This window comes from Microvirga sp. BF8 (assembly GCF_059888585.1).
The window spans coordinates 396,430-417,698 of record NZ_CM187619.1; the positions used below are offsets into that span (position 1 = coordinate 396,430).

Sequence of the window (21,269 nt, forward strand, 5' to 3'; positions counted from 1 at the left end):
GACCGCTCCCTGCGGCTTTTTTTCTGAGGTCGCAGGACACCCGTTCAGGCCGCAGACCGTTTCAGAATGACGCAATCCTCCGGCTCGAATCCGATCCTGACGGCCTCGCCTATGGCACTCGGTCTCGCCTGGCTGGTATTGGCGAGCTTCACGACGCAATCGACGGAGGCGACGGACACCACGACGCGCAGGTGATCACCGAGGTAGATAATTTCGCGCACGGTGCCGTCGAGCACGTTCGCCGCCGTCTCGTCCTGGCGAAGAAACCGTAGGCGCTCCGGCCGGGTCGAGACGATGGCTTCCTCCCCGACAGCATCGACATCGGCCCGCCGGCCCTTGATCGACGTGCCGCCGAGCGCGACACGTGCGGCCCCGTCGCAAAGATCCGCAAGTTTGCCCGGCAGGCTGTTGCTCTCGCCGACGAACGAGGCCACGAAGGCGTTTGCTGGACGCTCGTAGAGGTCCTGTGCAGACGCAAGCTGCTGGATGATGCCTTCGTGGAAGACCGCGATGCGATCCGACATGGCCAGCGCTTCGATCTGGTCGTGTGTTACATAGACGAAGGTCACGCCGAGCCGCTCGTGCAGGGCACGAATCTCATACTGCATATGCTCGCGCAGTTGCTTGTCGAGGGCGCCAAGCGGCTCGTCCATCAGGACGAGCGAGGGCTCGAAGACGAGGGCTCTGGCGAGCGCAACACGCTGCTGCTGGCCGCCAGAAAGCTGACCAGGGCGTCGGTCGCCGAGCGTTCCGAGCCGCACCATGTCGAGGGCTCTTGCAACCTTCTCAGCGATCTCTGCCCGCGGAAGCTTCCGAACCTCGAGGGGGAAGGCGAGATTTTCTGCGACCGTCATGTGCGGGAAGAGGGCATAGTTCTGAAAGACCATACCGATGCCCCGCCTATGCGGTGGCTGGTTCGTCACCGGGCGGCCCTCGAGCAGGATGTCGCCTGTCGTCGCGCTCTCGAACCCCGCAAGCATCATCAGCGTCGTCGTCTTGCCGGAGCCGGACGGGCCGAGCAGGGTCAGGAACTCACCTCGCTTGATGTCGAGGTCGAGATGCCGCACCACGAGCGATACCCCGTCGTAGCTTTTGGTTACGCCGCGCAAACTGACAATGGCGGAGGAATCCTGTCCCACAGTCACTGGTCACACCCATTCCGGGGAAGATTCTGCACGCGGTCCGCCATATTTCAAGGCGCCGCCACGACGATCCGTCGTTCGGTCCATAGTCAGTGGTCCCTCGGTTCGGCTGAGCGCCTTGTCGTTATTTTTTGAGCATTGCTTAGAATATTGATCAACGCAAGCGGTCTCTGCTAGAATTTTTGCACAACGGTCGGTAGTGATCCGATCTTGCCGGAAGGGCAGCGGGACGATGGGGACATGACGTGACCAGGAAGCACAGCGTGATGAATGTCGGTGCGCGCCTCAAGGAGTTGCGTCTCGCCGCTGGCCTGACCCAGCGCGATCTCGCCGCGCGGTCCGGCGTGACCCACGGACTGATCTCCATGATCGAGCAGAACAAGAACAGTCCTTCTGTGGCGTCGCTGCGCCACATCCTGGACGGCCTCGATATGACAATGGCCGATTTTTTCGCGCCCGAACGGGACCGGACGGATACGGTCTTCTTCACCAAGGATAGCCTCATCGACCTGACGTCCCAGCTCTATCGGCTCAATGGAAGCCGCCGGCAGGGAGGGCTCAGCTTCCGGCAGGTAGGCGACGCAAGGGCACATAACCTGCAGATTCTGCACGAACGTTACGAGCCCGGCGCCGACACCGGCCCATCCATGCTCAAACACGACTCGCACGAGGGCGGGGTGGTGATCTCAGGTGAACTTGAGCTGACGGTCGGCAACCAGGTCAGGATCCTGCAGCCGGGCGACGCCTATCTCTTCGACAGTCGGGAGCCGCACCGCTTCCGCAATCCCGGAAAGATCGCGTGCATCGTCGTGAGCGCCTGCACGCCGCCCTATCTGTGAGATCAGGTTCTGGGCAGTTCCCGCCTGTGCACGTGGCGTTTCGTCCGGACGAGGATGCTCGTCGTCGGGCGTGACACATGATAAGGCCGCCGCATCCCCTCCAGGCTCGAGACCCATGATTCGCGTTGAGAACGTCAGCAAGCAAAACAGTCACCGGATCCTTTTCATCGAGGCCTCCGCGACCCTCCAGAAGGAGGAGAAGATCGGTCTGGTCGGCCCCAACGGCGCGGGAAAGACGACGCTCTTCCGAATGATCACCAAGGAGGAGCAACCCGATGAGGGCCAAGTCGCCGTCGATCGCGGCGTCACGATCGGCTACTTCAGCCAGGATGTCGGCGAGATGGCGGGCCGCAGTGCCGTGGCCGAGGTCATGGACGGCGCCGGTCCGGTGAGCGCGGTGGCTGCGGAACTGAAGGACCTGGAGGCCGCGATGGTGGATCCGGCCCAGGCCGACGATCTCGACAGAATCATCGAACGTTATGGCGAGGTGCAGGCGCGCTATGAGGAACTGGATGGCTATTCCCTCGAGGGCCGGGCGCGTGAAGTCCTGGCGGGTCTCGGCTTCAGCCAGGAGATGATGGAGTCTGACGTAGGCGCGCTGTCGGGAGGCTGGAAGATGCGCGTCGCGCTCGCCCGCATCCTCCTGATGCGTCCTGACGTCATGCTCCTTGACGAGCCGAGCAATCATCTGGATCTCGAAAGCCTGATCTGGCTCGAGGCGTTCCTGAAGGGTTACGAAGGTGCGCTGCTCATGACCTCGCATGACCGTGCCTTCATGAACCGCATCGTCACAAAGGTCATCGAGATCGACGGTGGGGCGTTGACGACATATTCCGGCGACTACGAATTCTACGAGCAGCAGCGCGCGCTGAACGAGAAACAACAACAGGCACAGTTCGAGCGGCAGCAGGCAATGCTCGCGAAGGAGATCAAGTTCATCGAGCGCTTCAAGGCGCGCGCCTCACACGCCGCCCAGGTGCAGAGCCGCGTCAAGAAGCTCGAGAAGATCGACCGGGTAGAGCCTCCGAAACGTCGGCAGTCCGTGGCATTCGAGTTTCGACCGGCGCCCCACTCCGGGGACGACGTGGTCAGCCTGAAGCGCGTTCACAAGCGCTACGGGAGGCAGAGCATTTACGAGGGGCTGGACTTCGTGGTGCGCCGGAAAGAGCGATGGTGCGTCATGGGCGTCAACGGCGCCGGGAAATCGACCCTGCTGAAGCTCGTTGCAGGCGCCACGCAGCCCGACGAAGGGACAGTTGCGGTGGGGGGCAGCGTGAAAATGGGCTACTTCGCCCAGCACGCCATGGAGATGCTGGACGGCGAACGCACGGTGTTCCAGTGGCTGGAGGATGCATTCCCTCAGGCTGGCCAAGGCTCGCTGCGAACGCTCGCTGGATGCTTCGGCTTCTCTGGCGACGACGCAGAGAAGAAATGTCGCGTCCTCTCTGGTGGCGAGAAAGCCCGGCTGGTGATGGCCAGGATGCTCTATGATCCGCCGAATTTCCTGGTGCTTGACGAGCCGACGAACCATCTCGACATCGCGACAAAGGAGATGCTGATCGAAGCGCTGTCGCGGTATGAGGGCACGATGCTCTTCGTCTCCCACGACCGCCACTTCCTGGGGGCACTGTCCAATCGCGTTCTGGAGCTTACGCCAGAAGGCATCCATCAGTACGGCGGCGGATATACTGAGTACGTGGCGCGTACGGGCCAGGAGGCGCCGGGCCTGCGGAGTTGAGTGGCCGATCGAGCGAACCTTCGGGATGTGCCATGGCTCCCGGCCCGGATAACGGTGAAGCAGGGGGGATGGGAAAATTCAAGGGGCCTTCTCCGGCCGGATCGGGAATGCAGGCTTTCCTTGTTGTGTGCATGGGATCCGAAGGGGCAGCAGAAACCGCGATGGAACGATGTGGATGGACCTGAAATCGAGCGAGCATTGGATTGGCACAGAGCGGGGAAAACTCTTTGCGAAGACCTGGACGCCGCCGAACCGGCGCCTCGGCTCCGATGCGACCATCGTCCTCTTCCACGACTCGCTCGGGTGCGTGGACCTCTGGCGGGACTTTCCCGAGAAACTTGCAGCGGCGGCCCAGCGGCCTGTCGTGGCCTACGACCGGTTGGGCTTCGGCCGGTCGGACCCTTATCCCGGAACGCTTCCGGCGCATTTCATACGCGATGAGGCGGTGACAAGTGTTCGACGGCTGCGCGAGCAGCTTGGTTTCGATGCAATGATCCCGTTCGGCCATAGCGTGGGCGGAGCGATGGCTGTGGCCACGGCGGCGAGTTTACCCGACCGTTGTGCTGCGCTGGTGACGGAGGCCGCTCAGGCCTTCGTCGAGGACCGTACCCTTGCCGGCATAAGGGCAGCCCAGGCTGCCTTCCGGGAGCCGGGTCAAATCGAGCGCCTCGAGCGGTATCACGGCCCGAAGGCCCGATGGGTGCTGGACGCCTGGATCGAAACCTGGCTGGCGCCGGCCTTCAGGCTCTGGAGCCTCGACGAGGATCTGAAACAGGTCCGTTGCCCGACCCTTGCCATCCACGGCGACCAAGACGAATACGGGTCGCAGCGACATCCTGAGCGCATCGCTCATCTCTCAAGCGCTCCCGCCCGGGCCGTGATCATGCCCGCGTGTGGGCATGTCCCCCATCGCGAGCAGCCGGAGCCGGTGCTGCGCGAAGTCACGCATTTTCTGGCATCGGTCGGCTCCCTGTCAGGTCAAGGCCACGCCTAGTCGGCGGAATAGCACCGACATCCCCGTGAACATCATAAATCTCCGGAGCCGGTCAGGGGCATAGACCGAGCCAAGTCACTGAACGGTCTGCGACGTGGCTCGAGCGGGATGCACCACGACCGTTGCGGTCATGCCTGCGCTCAACCGCACATCCTCCGGAACTTTGTCGAGGACAATCCGGACAGGGACACGCTGCGCCAACCGCACCCAGCTGAAAGTCGGGTTGACGTTCGCGATCAGGCCATTGGTGGTCTGTGCTGTCTCCCGGTCCGCAATGGCGCGCGAGATGCTGTCCACATGGCCCTCGATCCCGTCGGGAAATCCCATGAGACGAACGATCGCCGGGTCGCCTTCGTGCAGGTTGCGGATCTTGGTCTCCTCGAAGTAACCCGCCACGTAAAACGAGTCGCTGTCCACAATGGCAAGCAGAGCCCGTCCTACGGTTGCGTAGTCACCTGTGTCGACCTGCAGGTTCGTCACGAAGCCGTTGACAGGAGAGCGGAGCTGCGTGCGATCAAGGTTGAGCCGGGCGGTGTTGAGCGCAGCGAGGGCCTGATCGTGGGCAGCCTCCGCCGTCGCGGCGGCGGTCTCTGCCTGTTCCCGAGCCTCGGCCGTGATGGCGAGGCTCGACAGACGAGTGCGCCGCTCGAGTTCACGGCGACGCTGCCCCAGTTCCTGCTCGCGTCCCTGCACATTGGCCTCGGCTTGGGAAAGCGCAAAGCGGTAGGGCTCCGGATCGATGGTAAAGAGGATATCGCCCTTCCTCACCGGCTGGTTGTCCTTCACACGAACGTCAGCGACAGCCCCCGACACATCCGGGGCGATTTCCACGATGTTGGCTCGTACGCGGCCATCGCGTGTCCACGGTGTCTCCATGTAGCTCTGCCAAGCAAACCATGCCGCGGCTGCGGCGGCAGCGATCACCAGTGTTGTGACGACGACGCGAACAGTGGAAGAGGCTGCCATGGGAAGGGGCCCTAACGGAAGACGATGGCGATGCAGAACGAGAGAATGAGGACATACAGCGCGGTGTTGAACAGCGCCGGGTGCCATACGAGGCGATAGGCGCCGGCCCACGCAAGGCACTGGCGCAGTCCCAGCCAGATCAGCGCCGCCGCCGCCGCGTAGCCGAGCATGGGTGGCAAATAGATGCCGAAAAGGTCGATTTCCTTGATCATGCGGGATGCTTCTGACTGAGGGCGTGAGGCACCGGCGAAGTCCGGACCTGCCCGAACAGGTCCGCGTTCCGGTGTATCGCACTGCTGAGGGCGACGAGCGCTGTCAAAAGGTCTTCCGCTCGCGCCGCAGGACGCGCGAGAAGAAGGGCAACTGCATCGTCGATCTCGTGCAAGGGGTGGCTGACGGCTGCGCCCATTGCCAAGTCCCCAAAGTGCCGCTCAAGTGCCGCCAAAACCCGATCAATGGCTGCTCTGGCTTCCCGCGGGAGCTCGCGTCGTGCCTCTTTCAGCAGGATGAGATTGAAGCCGACTCTCAGAGCAGACAGCGCGCTGCGCATGAGAGCCCGTTGATCGGGCTGCGTTGCGTCGAGACGGGAGAAGAGAGCGTTGATCCGGTCGAACATCCGGCTTGCGAAACGATTGCGGTCTACCTTGGTTTCAGACCCGGCTAATCTCGCCAGGTCTTCCAGCACACCGCGCCGGATGCGTCTGACCGTCCAATCCACCCCAAGTGGGCGCAGCAGCCTGAATATCAGGATTCCCGTCCCGATGCCTGCCAGCAACGCAAGGCTCGAATTGGCGAAACTCGCGAAATCGGGTTGGCTGCGCACGTTGGTAAGGCCGAGAAACGCCACAAGGTTGAGGCCGAGCGGCGTGACCTTGAGACCGATGCGTGGCAGGCTGAGGAGAACGCCAAAGGGCAGATAGAAGGGCAGAAGCGCGGCCACGAGCGAGACGAACCCGTCGATGGCAGGCAGGATGGCGAACATATAGATTGCGGCAAGGATCACCGAGACCAGAGTCATGCGCAGGAAGTTGGCTGCCGAGGTAGCCGGATCATCCAACGCCCCGAGAATGCTGCAGATCACGCCGCTGAAGATCACCGCTGAGCTGCCCTCCGGCCAGCCGGAGGCCATCCACAAGGCGGAGGTCGTCAGGACTGCGGTGGTGGAGATGGATCCGGCCACCAGCGCAAAGGTGATGTCGCGATAGCGGGCTGGTGAGGGCGCTGCCTCGGATAGGGGCACGGGCTTGCCCACCAGCAGAGCATCGCGCAGGTCGGGGATCCGCCTCCAGGTTGCCATCAGATCCACGATACGCAGAAGGATGTTGCGCACGGGGATCATCTCGTGATCGCGCACCATGTCGTCGAAGGTCGGCAGGCGGCTCTTAACCGCTTCCCGCAACCTTTCGGTCTCGGCCCGGAAGTCGTGATCGCGCCTGATGGGATCGTTCGGGTCAAGGTGGACGGATGCCACCTGGCCGAGAATGTCCTGGACGGCCTCATGTTTACCGGGCGCAAGATCCTGCAAGAGCGCCAGACGGTCGGAGATCGAAACAAGGATGGCCAGAAGGGACAGCAATTCACCCTGCAGGCGCCGCACAACGTCGCTGGCCGCCCTCACGGAAGGCGTGTCGAAGGTCGCAAAGACCCTCAGAGCGTCGAGGGAGATCGCGTCGGCGATCATCTTCCGCTGGTCCACGCGTGCCTTCTCTTCCCGACTCTCGCCGCGCAGCACGTCCCTTGTCCAGGCTGCCGCGTCGCCAAGGGTGGCATTGACAGATGCCTTGAGGGCCTCGCCTGCGGTCCGTGGAAGGATCACTTGGCTGACCAGGGTTGCACAACCAATTCCGAGCAAGATCTCCATGCAGCGGCCGACCGCATAGTCGAAGGCAGTTCCCGGCGCGAGGGCGGCCGGAATGCCCACAATGGCAGCGGTATATCCCGATAGCATGGCACCGTAGGCGGCCGGTGCATCGCGCAGCAGGACCGACGTGAAGGTGCAGGCGCCGATCCACAAGGCGAGGGACACCAGGAACAGCGGACTGCTCTGCGCGAAGGCCGCCACCAGCACGAGGGCCATGGAGGCTCCTACGATTGTCCCTATGACACGAAACAGGGATTTCGCCGCCACCATTCCGGCAATGGGCTGGGAGACGACGAAGACCGTCAGCATGGCCCAGGTGGGCTGCGTCAGGTCGAGGGCAAAGGCGATGTAGAGGGCCATTACGGCCGCACCGAAGGTCTTGACCGAGAACAGCACGTCCCGCCAGCCCGCCTGCACCATGGAAATCGCCTCTCGAAGCATGGCGGTGGCGGGAAACCAACGCCCGGACACAGCCGCGGCCAACGTGCCCGATCAAGTAGGGCATGCTGCCATTGTCACCATGCCGGGGCGCAGATCGATGTCGCTCACGCTCATCGCTGCGGCAGCGCATAGGCGATCACGTAATCGCCCGGCGTGGTGCCGATCGAGCCATGGCCGCCAGCAACGTGAACCACGAACTGCCGCCCGCCGACCTCGTAGCTCATGGGCGTCGACTGTCCGCCGGCGGGCAATCTGTGCCGCCAGAGCGTCTCACCGGTCGCGAGATCGTAGGCACGCAGGTAGTTGTCGATGGTCGCGCCCAGGAAGACCACGCCGCCGGCCGTGACCATGGGACCACCGATGCCTGGTACCCCAAGCTGGATCGGCGGGAGCGGGAAGGGGCCTGCGTCGCGGATCGTACCGTTCTTCAGCTTGTAGGCGATCCGACCCGTCTTGAGGTCCACCCCCGCGACATAGCCCCAGGGCGGAGCCTGACAGGGCAGGCCGATGGGCGACATGAACGGGGCCATGATCACCCCATAAGGACCACCCACATTGAGATTGAGGCCGGCCTCACCCGTGTTGACCTTCTGGTTGGGGCCGATCTCCGCCGAGGGGATCAGCTGCGAGGTGAAGGCAAGATAGGTCGGCATGCCGAACATCACCTGCCGCACAGGATCGACGGCCACCGAGCCCCAGTTAAACACGCCGAAATTGCCCGGATAGACGAGCGTACCCTCAAGGGAAGGGGGCGTGTAGCGTCCGGCATAGCGCAGAGAACGAAACTGGATGCGGCAGACGAGCTGGTCGAGAAGACTGACGCCCCACATGTCCCGCTCCTCCATCGGTCGCGGCTCGAAGCTGAGGTTAGATACGGGCTGAGTCGGCGCCGTCCAGTCCTCCTTGATCGCACCCGTCGGTGCGGGGCGCTCCGCCACAGGAACGATGGGGGAGCCTGTGCGCCGGTCGAGCACATAGAGGTCACCCTGCTTGGTGGGGCCGACCAGGGCCGGCACGGAACCATTTGCAGTCGCGATATCGATCAGCACAGGCTGGGCAGGTACGTCCATGTCCCAGAGGTCATGGTGCACGGTCTGGAACACCCAGCGCACTTGGCCGGTCGTGAGGTCGAGCGCGGTGATCGATGAGGAAAAGCGCTCCACCGCCGGGCTGCGGTCCCAGCCCAGCTGATCGGGCGTTCGGTTGCCGAGCGGCAGATAGAGAAGGCCGAGGCTCTCGTCCGCGCTCATGACCGACCAGACGTTGGGCGAGTTGGGCTTGTAGGTCTCGCCCTCCCCAATCGGCTGCGTATGGTCCGGGTTGCCGGAATCCCAATTCCACACCAGCGCGCCTGTATTGACGTCGAAGGCGCGAACGACGCCCGACGGAGCTTGGACGGCATAGTTGTCATTCACGGCGCCGCCCACGATGATGAGGTTGCGCGCAATCACGGGCGGCGAAGTGGAATAGTAGAAGCCGCTGCGCTGGTTGGGCATGTTGGCCCAGAGGTCGAGAGTACCGTTGGCACCAAATCCGGAGCAGACAGTTCCGCTCTTTGCATCGAGCGCGATCAAACGGGCATCCGAGGTGGGGAGAAACACGCGGGCGCCGCAGGGCTCGGCCGCTCGTGCCGGATCGACATGGAACGAGACGCCGCGGCAGGTCTGGTGCTGCCGGTCAGGGTCGAGCCCAACATTGGGATCGAAGCGCCAGCGCTCCTGACCCGTCGCTGCATCCAGGGCGATGGCGAGGTTATGTGGCGTGCAGAGATACAGAAGGCCGCCCGCCATGAGCGGCGTCACCTGATAGGTGGTCTCCGTCACATCCTGGGGCTGTTTGACGTCGCCCGTGCGATAGGTCCACGCCACGGTCAGCTGATTGACGTTCTGCGGGGTGATCTGGGCGAGCGGCGAGTAGCGCTGGCCCAGGAGTGTGCGTCCGTAGTGGTGCCATTCGCCGGCAGGGATCGGTTCCGATGCTGTTGCCGGGCTTGCTGCCGTGGCCGCGAGTTCGAGGCGACCGCGCTGATCGTGCGGGTCCTTGAACAGGGAGAACCCCGCCACGGCGATGGCGATCAGTAGCGACGCAGCAAGGGCAAGCCGCCCGAAGGTCCAGCCTGTCCGGCGACCAAGTGCCCAGGGCGTGAGGAGCCATAGGCCGAGGAGCACGACGAGGCCGCCCCGGGTGCCGAGCGGCCACCAGTCGAACCCAACTTCCCATAGCGCCCAAGCCAACGTGCCGAGCACGATGCCGGCATAGAGAAGCCGCGCCGCCGGATCGCGGCGCAGAACCAGGAAGGCTGTGGCGAGAAAAGCCACGCCTGCCAGCAGGTAGTAGGGACTGCCGCCGAGCCAGAGGAGCCACGCCCCACCGCCTCCCATGAACAGTCCGAGCGCGAGCAGCAGAATGAAGCTGACGATCATGCTGTGTCCTTCGGCGGATCACGCGTGTCACCGCAGGTTCCCCAAACTGCTCCACCTGGAATATTGTTCCACCAAGGGCTTAACTTTCCACCGACTTAGGAAAATAAGGATCGGATGTCACATCCAGACACTCCTTCCGGCAAGGGTTTGGTTGAAAGCGAGTGCCGGATGGTTGGGTGCAGTCGCCTCCGGCCTGTGAGTGCGGCGTACCTGGGGCCCCGCTGTTACTCCGCAGCACAGATCCAAACTGCCCGATGCTTTGACAATCACCGCCAGGAGCTTCCCTGGTCCCGGCTTCGTCGGGATGGGCCTGCCTCTCCTCCTGGAAGCATGGGCCTGTCAACCGACTCAGAGGCTCTTCATCGCGTACGACGGCGGCCCCAGGGCGCCCAGTCTCAGATCGGCACGAGGGATGATGGAGCCGGGCGACACAACACAGCCGAATCTGCGGCAAACCCGCAATTCCACTCCTCTAACGAAGCTGGTAATGGCGGCGCCTCGAAGGCTCGGCCGTCCAGAGCTTGGCTTCCGAGCCCTCTGCCCTCGCGATCGGTCTGCCTGTCGCTGGCGAGATCCAGAACCGGTTTCTTTATGCGTTCAGGAGTGGTACATCGACCCGACCAAAACGCTCGTGAGCCAAGGGCACCAGGGGCTGTCATTCCAGATCCCGGAGTGATCGGCGTTCTGCCTCTGCGTTTTCCAAGTACCTCTCCCTTGATCAAGGCTTCCCAGGATCTGGCAAGCCGGTGAATTCCGCGGCTGTGACCTTTGGAATGTAGAATCGAACACCCATGACGAACACACTCACCATGCGAGGCGTCTCAGCGCGAGTTTGGGCTGCGGAGTTCCGGGCTTGCCTCACTCTGGGCTGGCCCCTGATCCTGACAAACCTCTCTCAGGCTGCCTTGAGCGCGACCGACCTGATCATCATCGGCCGTCTCGGCGCTGAGACGCTCGCCGCAGGCTCACTGGCGACAAGCCTCTATCATGCCTGCATGATCTTCTGCATGGGGATTGCATCCGCCACGATGCCAATGATTGCAACCTCGCTGGGGCGGCATCGGCATGCGGTTCGCGATGTGAGGCGAACGGTCCGGCAGGGCCTCTGGAGCGTTGCCCTGGTCTGTCTCCCGTTCTGGGTGATGCTCTGGAATGTGGAATCTATCTACGTCTGGCTCGGCCAGCGCCCTGATGTCGCGGCTCGCTCGGCCGAGTTCATGCATACCCTGCAATGGGCACTCCTTCCCTATCTCGGGTATCTGGTCCTGCGATCGTTTCTCGCCGCCATGCAGCAGCCACTCTGGACCCTGCTCATCGCCGCCTCGGCCATTCTTTTCAACGCAATTGCCGGCTACGGGCTCATCCTCGGCAATTTCGGCCTGCCGCAGATGGGCCTCAAGGGTGCCGGCATCGTCACCACATGCTCAAGCCTCTGGATGTTCATCGGCCTTGCCATCGTCATTTCGACCCAACGGCGGTTCCGGCGCTATCATCTCTTCGGGCGTTTCTGGCGGCAGGACTGGCCCCGGTTCATCCAGCTGTGGCGTATTGGCCTGCCGATGGCGCTGACCTTCGCCTTCGAAACCACGATCTTCTACGCCGCGGTGGTCATGATGGGGATCATCGGACCGACAGCCCTCGCTGCGCATGCGATTGCGGCGCAGATCTCCATGCTGAGCTTCATGGTGCCCGTGGGGTTCAGCCAAGTCGCCACGGTGCGCGTGGGGCGAGCCAATGGCGAGGGTGACCCGGGAGGAGTCACGCGGGCAGGATGGAGTGCCTACGCGCTCGGAGTCGGGTTCATGGCAATCATGGCCATGATCATGCTGTTGCAGCCCCAAATTCTCGTCGCGGCCTTTCTCGACACGAACGATCCCGGCAATGCCGACGTGGCCAAGCTGGCGATGTGGTTCCTCGCGTTTGCCGGTCTGTTCCAGATCGTCGACGGTGCGCAGTCCATCGCCGCGGGCATGTTGCGTGGACTGCAGGACACGCGGATTCCGATGCTGTTCGCCGCCCTCGGATACTGGGGTATCGGTTTTCCCTTAGGAGCCGTGCTGGCCTTCAGGACGGACCTCAGCGGTGCCGGTGTATGGATCGGCTTGGCCTCGGGACTGGCAGTTGTCGCAGTGCTCATGACAGGACGATGGCTGCTTCGCGATCGGCTCCGCCTTCTCCGGAAGCATCAGGATCGTCACTGGATCCGACCACCGAAAGCAGCGGACGCGCTGGCTTGAGCCGATAGGGTCGTATTGCGTCACAGGTTTCCCCTTTCCGGACGCATAGGGAAAAACCGGCATGGGACAGGACGTGGATTTCTGTCGGGCTCTCGCGGCCGCGGTGCTCGGCGATCTCGACGGGCTGAGGCGCCACGGCAGGGTACGAGCAGAGCTCAATCTGGCAAAGCCGCAGCGAGCAGGATCACCGTGCCACCAAGAGACACTGGCGGCCGATGCAGGGATTCAAGTCGCTGCCGAACAGTTTGAGCTGCGTGCCGCCTGAACGCTTCAGCGAGAGGGTGCCCCTTGCGTGTCTGCCCTTAGAACTTGCGACAAAGCCCTCAATAGAGCAGGTTTCGGAGCCCGAGTGAGATCGCCGGAATATATGTGATCAATGCCAGGCAAAGCAGTACCACGCCAATGAACAGGCCCAAGGCACGCGTAATCCGGTCGAGTGAGATATTGGCCACCGCACAGGCTGCGAAAAGATTGACACCAAATGGTGGCGTAATCATTCCGAGCGCCAAGTTCACCACCATTACCATTCCGAAATGGACCGGGTCGATGCCAAAGCGAGCGGCGACGGGCGCCAAGATCGGGGCTAGCACGATGATAGATGCAGATGTCTCGATGAACATTCCGATGATGAAAAGGAAAACATTGACTGCCAGAAGGAATGTCCAGCCGCTGTGAAATGTCTCGATGATCCAGGCACTGATCTGAGCCGGTACGCCTGCCCGCGTGAGAAGAAAGCTGAAGAGACCTGCCATCGCGATGATCAGCATAACGATAGCCGACGAGATGACCGATCGATGGAGAATGAACGCCAAGGCCTTGAAGCTCAGTTCACGATAGATGAAGAAGCCTACGAAAAGCGCATAGAAGACCGCGACGATCGAAGCTTCCGTTGGCGTGAAAATGCCGCCATAGATGCCACCCAAGATGATGACCGGCATCATGAGCGCCAGCCATGCTTTTCGGAAGGCAATTGCGAACGGCAAGCGGCCCTGCCCATCATTCCGTCCATAGCCACGCACGCGGCACCAGATCCAGACGGATAGCATCAATACGCCACCGATCAGGAAGCCGGGGCCAAATCCAGCGATGAACAATTCTCCGATCGAGACTTCCGCCGCGACGCCGTACAGGATCATCGGGATCGAGGGAGGAATGATGACCCCGAGTTCCGCCGCGGTTGCTTGGAGGGCGGCCGCGAACGAAACGGGATAGGCGTGCTTGACCATGGCGGGAATCAGGATGGCCCCGATCGCGAAGGTTGTCGCAACGCTCGAACCCGAAACCGCGGCGAAGATCATGCAGGTCAAGATGCAAGTGCATGCGAGCCCGCCCTGCACTCCGCCGACGATACTCTTCGCGAACTCGACCAAGCGCGTCGAGATCCCGCCTTCCCCCATAAGGTTGCCGGCAAGGATAAAGAATGGGACGGCCGCCAGGGGGAACTTGTCGAGCGCGGCGAAGGCCTGTTGCGCAACGAGGACAAGCGGGAGTGACGTGAACAGCGTCAACCCCAAGATCGATGCAAGGCCAACTGCCACAGCCACAGGCACGGACAGTATGAACAAGACGCACATTGTGACAAGCATGACGGCGGTCATGGCGGGACCTCTATGTGGCTAGACGGCCGTATCGAGCTCTTCGCGTCGGGGATCGAAGTAGTGGGCCAGCACGGCAAGCACTGAGAACGAGGCCCCGACCGGGATGGCCGCATAGGCCCAACTCATGGAAATCTCCAAACCGGCAAGGTTCTGGAACCTGACACGATAGGTGAGGTCGATCCCGTACCAGATCAGAACGGCGAGAAGGCCGAGGGAGGCCACGGTGATAAGCGCTTCAAAAAATTTCCGCATCCGTCCGCGCGCGGCACGATAAAGGACATCGACGGACACGAGGGCACCGACCCGGAAGGCGCCGGCAACGCCGAGATACGACATCCAGATGAGAAGGGTCCGGATCGACGTTTCTGACCAGCTTGCCGGTTCATGAAACACGAAGCGGGTCAGGACCTGGTAGAATCCAACGAGGGCGGCCGCGGCCAAAAGGCCGCATGCCGTTGTTACGCTCAATGCCGTTAGGCCGCGTTCGACCCGCATCAACACCTTGATAGCTGGGTTGGAAGCGTTCATTTCTGCTCCCGGATGCGGGCGATGGTAGCCTCTCCGAAGCGCTTGGCGAATTCAGCGAAAGTGGGTTTCAAGATCTCCTGGAACTTCGCCGTATCGACGCTCTCCACCACCTGGAGGCCCTGCTTCTTCAGTGTCTCAATCCCTGATTTCTCCACTTTCGCGACCTCGTCCTTACAGATGATCATCGCATTGTGGGCGGCTTCAATGAAGATCTTCTGGTCCTCAGGAGACATGGCGTCGAAGGCGCTCGGCGCCATGACAACGCCGATTGGAGCGAAGGCATGGTTTGTGATGGTGAGGTACTTCTGCACCTCGCCGAACTTGTTGTTGATGATTGCGCCGATCGGGTTTTCCTGGCCGTCGACGACGCCCTGCTGCAGGGCCGTGAAAACTTCAGGAAGAGCCATAGGGGTCGGCAGAGCCCCAAGCGCCCTCCATACGGTAATATGGATCTGATTTTCTTGAGTCCGAATCTTCAGGCTTTTGACGTCTTCAGGGCCAGACACGGCCCGTCGGCTGTTGGTCAACTGACGGAACCCGATGCCGCCGAATGCAAGCCCTTGCAGCCCACGCGCCTTGAACTTCCCGAGGAGCTCCTGTCCGATCGGGCCGTCGAGGACTGCCTGAGCATGATCGAAGTCGCGGAAAAGAAACGGGATGTCGAAGACCTGAACATCAGGAACGAAGTTTGCGATGACGGACGTCGTCGGAATGGCGAGATCGACCGTTCCGATCTGTAGACCTTCAAGGATCTCTCGATCGCCGCCGAGCGCGCCGCCCGGATGATGACGGATTTCATAGCGCCCTGCGGTCCGCTTCTTGATCTCCTCTCCGAAGGCTGTCATCGCGATGCCTTCAGGCGCCGTCTGTCGGCCAACATAGGCCAGGTTGAGAACCTTTGGCTGCTGCGCCGATGCTGCGAATGGCAGCAGACCGCTTGCTAGCACGCCAAGAGCAAGAGCAAAACTTGTCAATTTCATCGGGCGTCCTCCTTTGGTTTATATGTCGAGGCTAGGTATCTCGTTAGCTCACGGACCACGCGTTGACGATAAAGGGTTCCAGTTTCTCAGGTGAGAGATCGAGGCCTAGTCCAGGCCCTTCGGGTACAGCAACTGTTCCGTCGGCTCCTATAGGATTGCTGGTGAACCGGGTCCTTAATGGATTGTAGGAATTGTCGTACTCGAAGAGAGGGTATGACACCCGACCTCGCTTTCCGGGAAGCACGGAGGCAAAGTGCAACGACGCATGGAAATTCACCGCCGAGCCCCAGACGTGCGGAATGACGGGGACGTCGAAGGCGTCAGCGAGCGCGGCAATCCTTAGCCCCTCACTGATCCCCCCACAGAGTCCAAGGTCCGGCTGAACAAAGTCGAACACGCCGTCGCCAATATAGTCTCTGAAGGCGTTAAGGCCGAACAGCGCCTCGCCCCCGGCCAGCCCCATGGGAAGCTGCTCGGACAGCTTTCGATAGCCGGGAAGGTTATCGTGAGCGATAGGTTCCTCGAGCCAGATCAGATCGGCGTCGCTAAGCCGGTTGGCCACATCGAGGGCGGCGCGCGTGTCAAAGCCTTCGTTGAGGTCTACCATCAGTGGGAAATCCGCACCGATGCGCCGGCGCACCATAAGGGCGACTTCGCCATCCCTTTGAGGAGTCGTCCCCATGCGAAGCTTGATGGCTCGAAAGCCAGCGTCCAGGTACCCGTTGATATCCGCGATGAAATCCTTGTAGGGATCAGGCCCAGGCTTCATGAAGGGCCCGCTGACATAAGCCGGGAGACGGTCGCGGAGGGCGCCGCCCAAGAGAGAATGGAGCGGCCGATCCTGAAGCCTCGCCGCGGCATCCCAGAGCGCCACATCGATGGCACCAATCGCCATGAACGAGATCCCGCGGCGATCATAGCCCAGCTGGTCCTCCATGCGGCTCCAGATGGGTCGTGGAGCAGATGCATCGAGGCCAACAAGTCCAGGGGCGAACTTCTCACGGATCAATGCAGCTGCAGCGCCCGGGAACGCCCATGTTTCTCCCCAGCCTGTCACGCCGGATGCGGTCGTCACCGCAATCAAGAGAGAGGAGCGGCTGTCAAAAAACTGTCGAGAATTGCCGACGAGCTCCGGGAGCACGCATCGGACCTCATACCCGTCAATGCGGATGATCTGGGAAGGTTTTGAAAATGCACTGGCCATCGAGACGCAACGGAGTTGTGTTGAATCTAGACTTAAGACACATTGCGGAAGCTGATCAAATTAGAACATTTAAAGCCGATTAATTGGGAAACTAAATGTGAAGATCACGCTCTCCCAGCTGGAGGCCTTCTTTTGGGTCTCGCAGTTGGGGTCAGTTCACTTGGCCGCCCGGCAGTTGAACCTGGCTCAACCGACGGTCTCTCTGCGGATCCGCGATCTCGAGGCGGCGCTGGGGAAAGAGCTGTTCGAACGGACCGGTCGCGGCATCCGGCCCTCGGAAGCTGGCCAGAAGCTCGTGAGGCATGCATCGCGCGTGCTCGATGATGTCGCACAGATCCGCCATCAAGCCGGGAATTTGGAGGTGAGTGGAGTCCTGCGAGTCGGGGTCGCCGAAGGCTTTGCTGTCGTGTGCTTGGCGCCTCTCCTGAATTCACTCCGGCATGAACACCCAGCGCTACACCTTGAACTCGTGATTGCCACCAGCTCTTCGCTTGAGAAAGACCTCCTTGCCCATCGTCTCGATCTTGCGATTCTGGTCAATCCCATCGGGGCTGCCGGCCTTCATCTGCAGCCGCTAGGAACACAAGCCACGGTGTGGGCCGCATCACCTTCCTGGCATCTCGGACCCAAGATACGACCTTCCGACGTTCGTCATCTTCCAATCGTGACGAATCCTCCCCCATCTGCAATGTACCGGCAGATCAACGACTGGTTTGCGACGAGCGGGATGGGGCCCGCCCGGCTGGACATCTGCACGAGCGTCGTCCTGGTGGCTCACCTTGTCGCCTCCGGCGTCGCGATCGGATTGCTTCCTTTAAAGATGATCGAATCAGAGGTCGCAGCGGGAAGGATCGAGGTATTGACGTCGATTCCGCCCGTGGATGACGGACGTGTCTATGCGGCTTTCTGGGACGGCGGACTATCTCCTGCTGTTAGCGCCGTGCTCCAAAGCCTCAAGGCTGTGCTCGCTCATATGGACTATTTAACAACCGCAGGAACATAGCTGGAGGGCTCTGTCGTAGGAGCACCGTCACAACGAAGCGTTGCCTGGCATCACGCAGCCAGGAGGCTGAACGCCGCGGAGAGGGACGTCTGCGAAGAACTCCTGCAGTCGGCAACCACCACTCGCTGAGCAGTTCGCGCGGCTGGCCACGAGCGGTTCACAAGACACCTGGTGTTTTTCGCTTCCGCTCCGGATTTGTAACGAAGCTTGTCATGCTGCCGTCGCCGTTTGCGGCGGACCTTGCCAAAGCCCGGCTGCCTCCTCATCGGACAGGACGGCCGGACGCTCCAGCATGGTCGTGATCGCTATGGAGCGCCCGGTGGAAGCTCCCTGTAGAATGCCGTGCATGACCTCAAGAACGTGAAGCGCCAACCGGCCCGTGGACCGGTGGGGCGTGCCGTTAAGGGCGGCACTTGCGAGATCCGCAAGGCCGAGTGCCCGATAGTTGGCGCGCGATGGCGCATCGGGCGCCCAGTTCGGCGAACGCCAGTTTGGGGCCCCCAGCGGCATGTCGCTCGAGTCCTTGGCCCGCCAGTCTCCGCCGCGCTCGGTCATCTCGACATGGCCGCCGAAGAAGTTCGGATCCGGCACACGCAGGGAGCCTTCCGTGCCGTAGAGCTCAATCGCCGGATGACCGTGCTTCCACACATCCCAACTCATGCAGAAGGTCACCGGGGCGCCAGAAGCGAATTCCAGCAGCGCCATGACGGTCGTAGACGTCTCCACGGTGATGCGCTGGCCCTTGCGGGGAGACTCCGCTGTCACGATGCGCTCGGGAAAACCGATGCTTGACATGGCGAATACGCGCTGCACGGGGCCGATGAGATTGACGAGAGCGCTGAGATAATAGGGTGCCATGTCGAGGATTGGTCCGCCTCCCGGCTTGAAGAAGAATTCCGGGTCGGGATGCCAGTGTTCCATGCCGTGGGACATCAAGAAGGCGGATCCCGAAAGGATCCGCCCAACCGCATCATCGTCAACCAGCTTGCGGGCAAGGCGCCCCCCCGCACCCAGAAAGGTGTCTGGTGCGCAGCCCAGCAACAGGCCCCGTGCCTCGGCCTCGTCGACCAGCGTCCGGCCCTGCTCGAAATCCACTGCCAGTGGTTTTTCCGAGAAGACGTGCTTGCCCGCGCTCAGTGCTGCGAGGGATACTCCGAAATGGGAGCTGGGAACCGTCAAGTTCACCACGAGATCGATGTCCTCGTGGGCCAGGAGTTCATCGACGGACATGGCCTCCGTACCGTAGCGGCTGGCCTGGGCTTGCGCGATCTCGGGCCTGATGTCCGCGCAGGCGCGCAGCGTCAGCCCCCGATAAGCTGGGATGTTCTGAAGATAAATTCCCGAGATGTTGCCGCACCCGATGATGCCGACGTTCAGGGCTTTCATAACGGTTATTCCTCGATCGTGCGCAGGAAGTCGAAGCTGGCGCGAGCCGTCTGGGCGGGATCCGCGGGCTTGTCGTGCTCCACGATCATCCACTTGGCTCCGGCCTCGCGACAGGAGCGCCACAGACTGCGCCAGTCCAGAATACCGGATCCAACGTCGGCCCAGCCATCCTGGTTCTCGTTTTGCCCTTCGGGGGCGATGTCCTTGACGTGAGCCGCGGTGATCCTGCTGCGGTAGCGATTGATCCACTCCTTGGGATCGACGCCGCCCCGTACGAGCCAGGCCACATCGACTTGCCAGCCAAGGGGGCTTCCTTCGGCCTCTTCGAAGATGAGTTCGAGCGCGGTCTTGCCCGCGTCCTTCGGCTTCAGTTCCCAGTGGTGGTTGTGATAGCCGAGACGGATGCCATCCCTTTCGAAGCGCTCGGCCGACCTGCCGAGCTCCTGTCCAAGCGAGCGCCAACCATCCGCGTCCATATCGCGCTGCTCCGGCGGGACGGCCGGCATGTAGAGATCCGTGATGCCGAGGGTCCCGCATGCCTTTATGATCGCATCAGGCCTTTCGCGCAGTGCCGCCAAGCTGACATGACTGGAGGACGCCTTCAGCCCGCGGGAGTCCAATTTGGAGCGAACGCCCGCAACATTGTCGAGATGCGACCCAACCGTCTCCACATAATGATACCCGGCTTGAGCCACCGTATCGAGAATGCAGTCGAGGTCCTCCATCGAGCGCAGGGTATATAGCTGAATTGAAAGAAAGTCTGTGACGCTCATGGAGTCCTCGCGGTTCGAAGGGGTTTTGCGTCTGCCTGGGAGGCAAGCAGATGGGAAAGCTGCCATTGATTCCGGTTAGAGACGCTCGCCGCTGCGGGAATCGAAGAGAGAGACTTGTGCGGCGTCGATACCCAAAGCGAGGTGTTCGCCCACCGACGCCTTGGTGTTCCCGCTTGTGCGAACCTGGAGCGACCCCTCGTTGTCGCTGCACCAGATCACCGCATCAGCGCCCATGGGCTCGATGATGTCGACCCGAAAACCCGGCCATGCGCCCACCTCAGCGATCTCGAGATGTTCCGGCCGCACGCCGAGCACGACTTCCTGTCCGGAGGTAGGGCTGCCAGTGAATTCGTAACCGTGAAGCGGAAGGCGACGCTCGCCGGACAGGAAGACCGGCCCGCTGCTCCTGTTCTCGAGCTTTCCCTTGATGAAGTTCATCTGCGGCGAGCCGACGAATCCGGCGACGAACAGGTTGGCGGGACGACGGTAAATCTCCGTTGGGCTGCCGACCTGCTGAATCCTCTGGTCTTTCATGACCACGATCCTATCCGCAAGAGTCATGGCTTCGATCTGGTCATGCGTTACGTAGATCATCGTCGTCATGCCGAGCCTGGCGTGCAGTCTCTTGATCTCCACACGCAGCTCGTTCCGGAGCTGTGCATCGAGGTTCGAAAGCGGCTCGTCGAACAGGAAGACTCCCGCATCGCGTACGAGGGCCCTGCCGATCGCGACGCGCTGACGTTGGCCTCCCGACAGCTGATCGGGGCGACGGTCGAGAAGGTGTGTAATCTGCAGAAGCTCCGCCGCGTGGCCAACGCGCCGCTCGATCTCGGGCCTGGGCGTCTTCGCCATCTTGAGCCCGAACGACATGTTCTCGCGCACGCTCATGCGCGGGTAGAGGGCGTAGGACTGGAACACCATGGCGATACCACGGTCCTTGGGTTCCTCCCAGGTGACGTTCCGTCCTCCGATCCAGATCTGGCCCTCCGAGATATCGAGGAGGCCGGCGATGGCGTTGAGCAGGGTCGACTTTCCGCAGCCTGAAGGTCCAAGCAGGACGATGAACTCGCCCTCCTCGAAATCCAGCGAGAGGCCGTTGAAGACGCGGACTGCCTCGAAGGCCACGGTAATATCACGAACGGAAACCGCGGACATG

General features: G+C 61.9%; 17 protein-coding genes. 5 read left to right on the forward strand and 12 right to left on the reverse strand.

All coding sequences use genetic code 11. The features are described from left to right. Positions 1-44: 44 nt before the first annotated feature. Positions 45-1,145, reverse strand: a complete 1,101-nt coding sequence (locus AC522E_RS01810; protein ID WP_500748700.1) for an ABC transporter ATP-binding protein — start codon at positions 1,143-1,145, stop codon at positions 45-47. A 242-nt stretch (positions 1,146-1,387) separates the two neighbouring features. On the opposite strand from AC522E_RS01810, the gene AC522E_RS01815 reads away from it, so the two are divergent. From AC522E_RS01815 to AC522E_RS01825, 3 genes are all read left to right on the forward strand, one after another. Beyond that, positions 1,388-1,981 carry a cupin domain-containing protein gene (locus tag AC522E_RS01815; RefSeq protein WP_500748701.1) on the forward strand — a complete coding sequence of 198 codons (594 nt, stop codon included), beginning with the start codon at positions 1,388-1,390 and terminating at the stop codon, positions 1,979-1,981. Between the two features lie 115 nt (positions 1,982-2,096). Beyond that, entirely contained in the window at positions 2,097-3,719 is a 1,623-nt protein-coding gene (locus AC522E_RS01820) for an ABC-F family ATP-binding cassette domain-containing protein (RefSeq protein WP_500748702.1), read from the forward strand. Positions 3,720-3,894: 175 nt separating this feature from the next. Beyond that, positions 3,895-4,713, forward strand: a complete 819-nt coding sequence (locus tag AC522E_RS01825; protein ID WP_500748703.1) for an alpha/beta fold hydrolase — start codon at positions 3,895-3,897, stop codon at positions 4,711-4,713. Between the two features lie 75 nt (positions 4,714-4,788). Here AC522E_RS01825 and AC522E_RS01830 read toward each other — a convergent pair whose 3' ends face one another. The 4 genes from AC522E_RS01830 to AC522E_RS01845 form a co-directional block, all read right to left on the reverse strand. Next, on the reverse strand, positions 4,789-5,679 hold the full coding sequence (locus AC522E_RS01830) for an efflux RND transporter periplasmic adaptor subunit (RefSeq protein ID WP_500748704.1): 891 nt from the start codon (positions 5,677-5,679) through the stop codon (positions 4,789-4,791). An 11-nt stretch (positions 5,680-5,690) separates the two neighbouring features. Further along, entirely contained in the window at positions 5,691-5,891 is a 201-nt protein-coding gene (locus tag AC522E_RS01835; RefSeq protein ID WP_500748705.1) for a DUF1656 domain-containing protein, read from the reverse strand. Beyond that, the gene (locus tag AC522E_RS01840; protein WP_500748706.1) at positions 5,888-7,960 is read right to left on the reverse strand and encodes an FUSC family protein; all 2,073 of its coding nucleotides are present in this window, start codon (positions 7,958-7,960) and stop codon (positions 5,888-5,890) included. The genes AC522E_RS01835 and AC522E_RS01840 overlap by 4 nt, the downstream gene beginning before the upstream one ends. 131 nt (positions 7,961-8,091) lie before the next feature. After that, the gene (locus AC522E_RS01845; protein ID WP_500748707.1) at positions 8,092-10,404 is read right to left on the reverse strand and encodes a glucose/quinate/shikimate family membrane-bound PQQ-dependent dehydrogenase; all 2,313 of its coding nucleotides are present in this window, start codon (positions 10,402-10,404) and stop codon (positions 8,092-8,094) included. Between the two features lie 791 nt (positions 10,405-11,195). Between AC522E_RS01845 and AC522E_RS01850 the strand changes: the two genes are divergently transcribed. Beyond that, entirely contained in the window at positions 11,196-12,641 is a 1,446-nt protein-coding gene (locus AC522E_RS01850; RefSeq protein WP_500748708.1) for an MATE family efflux transporter, read from the forward strand. A gap of 323 nt (positions 12,642-12,964) precedes the next feature. Here the strand turns inward: AC522E_RS01850 and AC522E_RS01855 are convergent, their stop codons facing one another. Genes AC522E_RS01855 through AC522E_RS01870 form a run of 4 tightly spaced genes read right to left on the reverse strand, consistent with a single transcriptional unit; the run spans position 12,965 to position 16,951 of the window. Next, a complete protein-coding gene (locus AC522E_RS01855) occupies positions 12,965-14,239 on the reverse strand; it encodes a TRAP transporter large permease (RefSeq protein WP_500748709.1) in 1,275 nt (424 codons plus the stop codon). An 18-nt stretch (positions 14,240-14,257) separates the two neighbouring features. Beyond that, positions 14,258-14,767, reverse strand: coding sequence for a TRAP transporter small permease (locus AC522E_RS01860; RefSeq protein ID WP_500748710.1), 510 nt, complete (start codon positions 14,765-14,767; stop codon positions 14,258-14,260). Continuing rightward, a complete protein-coding gene (locus tag AC522E_RS01865) occupies positions 14,764-15,747 on the reverse strand; it encodes a TRAP transporter substrate-binding protein (protein WP_500748711.1) in 984 nt (327 codons plus the stop codon). Before AC522E_RS01865 ends, AC522E_RS01860 begins: the two co-directional genes overlap by 4 nt. 43 nt (positions 15,748-15,790) lie before the next feature. Further along, on the reverse strand, positions 15,791-16,951 hold the full coding sequence (locus AC522E_RS01870) for a mandelate racemase/muconate lactonizing enzyme family protein (RefSeq protein WP_500748712.1): 1,161 nt from the start codon (positions 16,949-16,951) through the stop codon (positions 15,791-15,793). Positions 16,952-17,048: 97 nt separating this feature from the next. On the opposite strand from AC522E_RS01870, the gene AC522E_RS01875 reads away from it, so the two are divergent. After that, positions 17,049-17,954 carry a LysR family transcriptional regulator gene (locus AC522E_RS01875; protein ID WP_500748713.1) on the forward strand — a complete coding sequence of 302 codons (906 nt, stop codon included), beginning with the start codon at positions 17,049-17,051 and terminating at the stop codon, positions 17,952-17,954. A gap of 210 nt (positions 17,955-18,164) precedes the next feature. Here the strand turns inward: AC522E_RS01875 and AC522E_RS01880 are convergent, their stop codons facing one another. From AC522E_RS01880 to AC522E_RS01890, 3 genes are all read right to left on the reverse strand, one after another. After that, on the reverse strand, positions 18,165-19,340 hold the full coding sequence (locus tag AC522E_RS01880) for a Gfo/Idh/MocA family protein (RefSeq protein ID WP_500748714.1): 1,176 nt from the start codon (positions 19,338-19,340) through the stop codon (positions 18,165-18,167). 5 nt (positions 19,341-19,345) lie between these two features. Next, positions 19,346-20,113, reverse strand: a complete 768-nt coding sequence (locus AC522E_RS01885; protein WP_500748715.1) for a sugar phosphate isomerase/epimerase family protein — start codon at positions 20,111-20,113, stop codon at positions 19,346-19,348. 75 nt (positions 20,114-20,188) lie between these two features. Further along, positions 20,189-21,268, reverse strand: coding sequence for an ABC transporter ATP-binding protein (locus AC522E_RS01890; RefSeq protein WP_500748716.1), 1,080 nt, complete (start codon positions 21,266-21,268; stop codon positions 20,189-20,191). Position 21,269 lies beyond the last annotated feature (1 nt).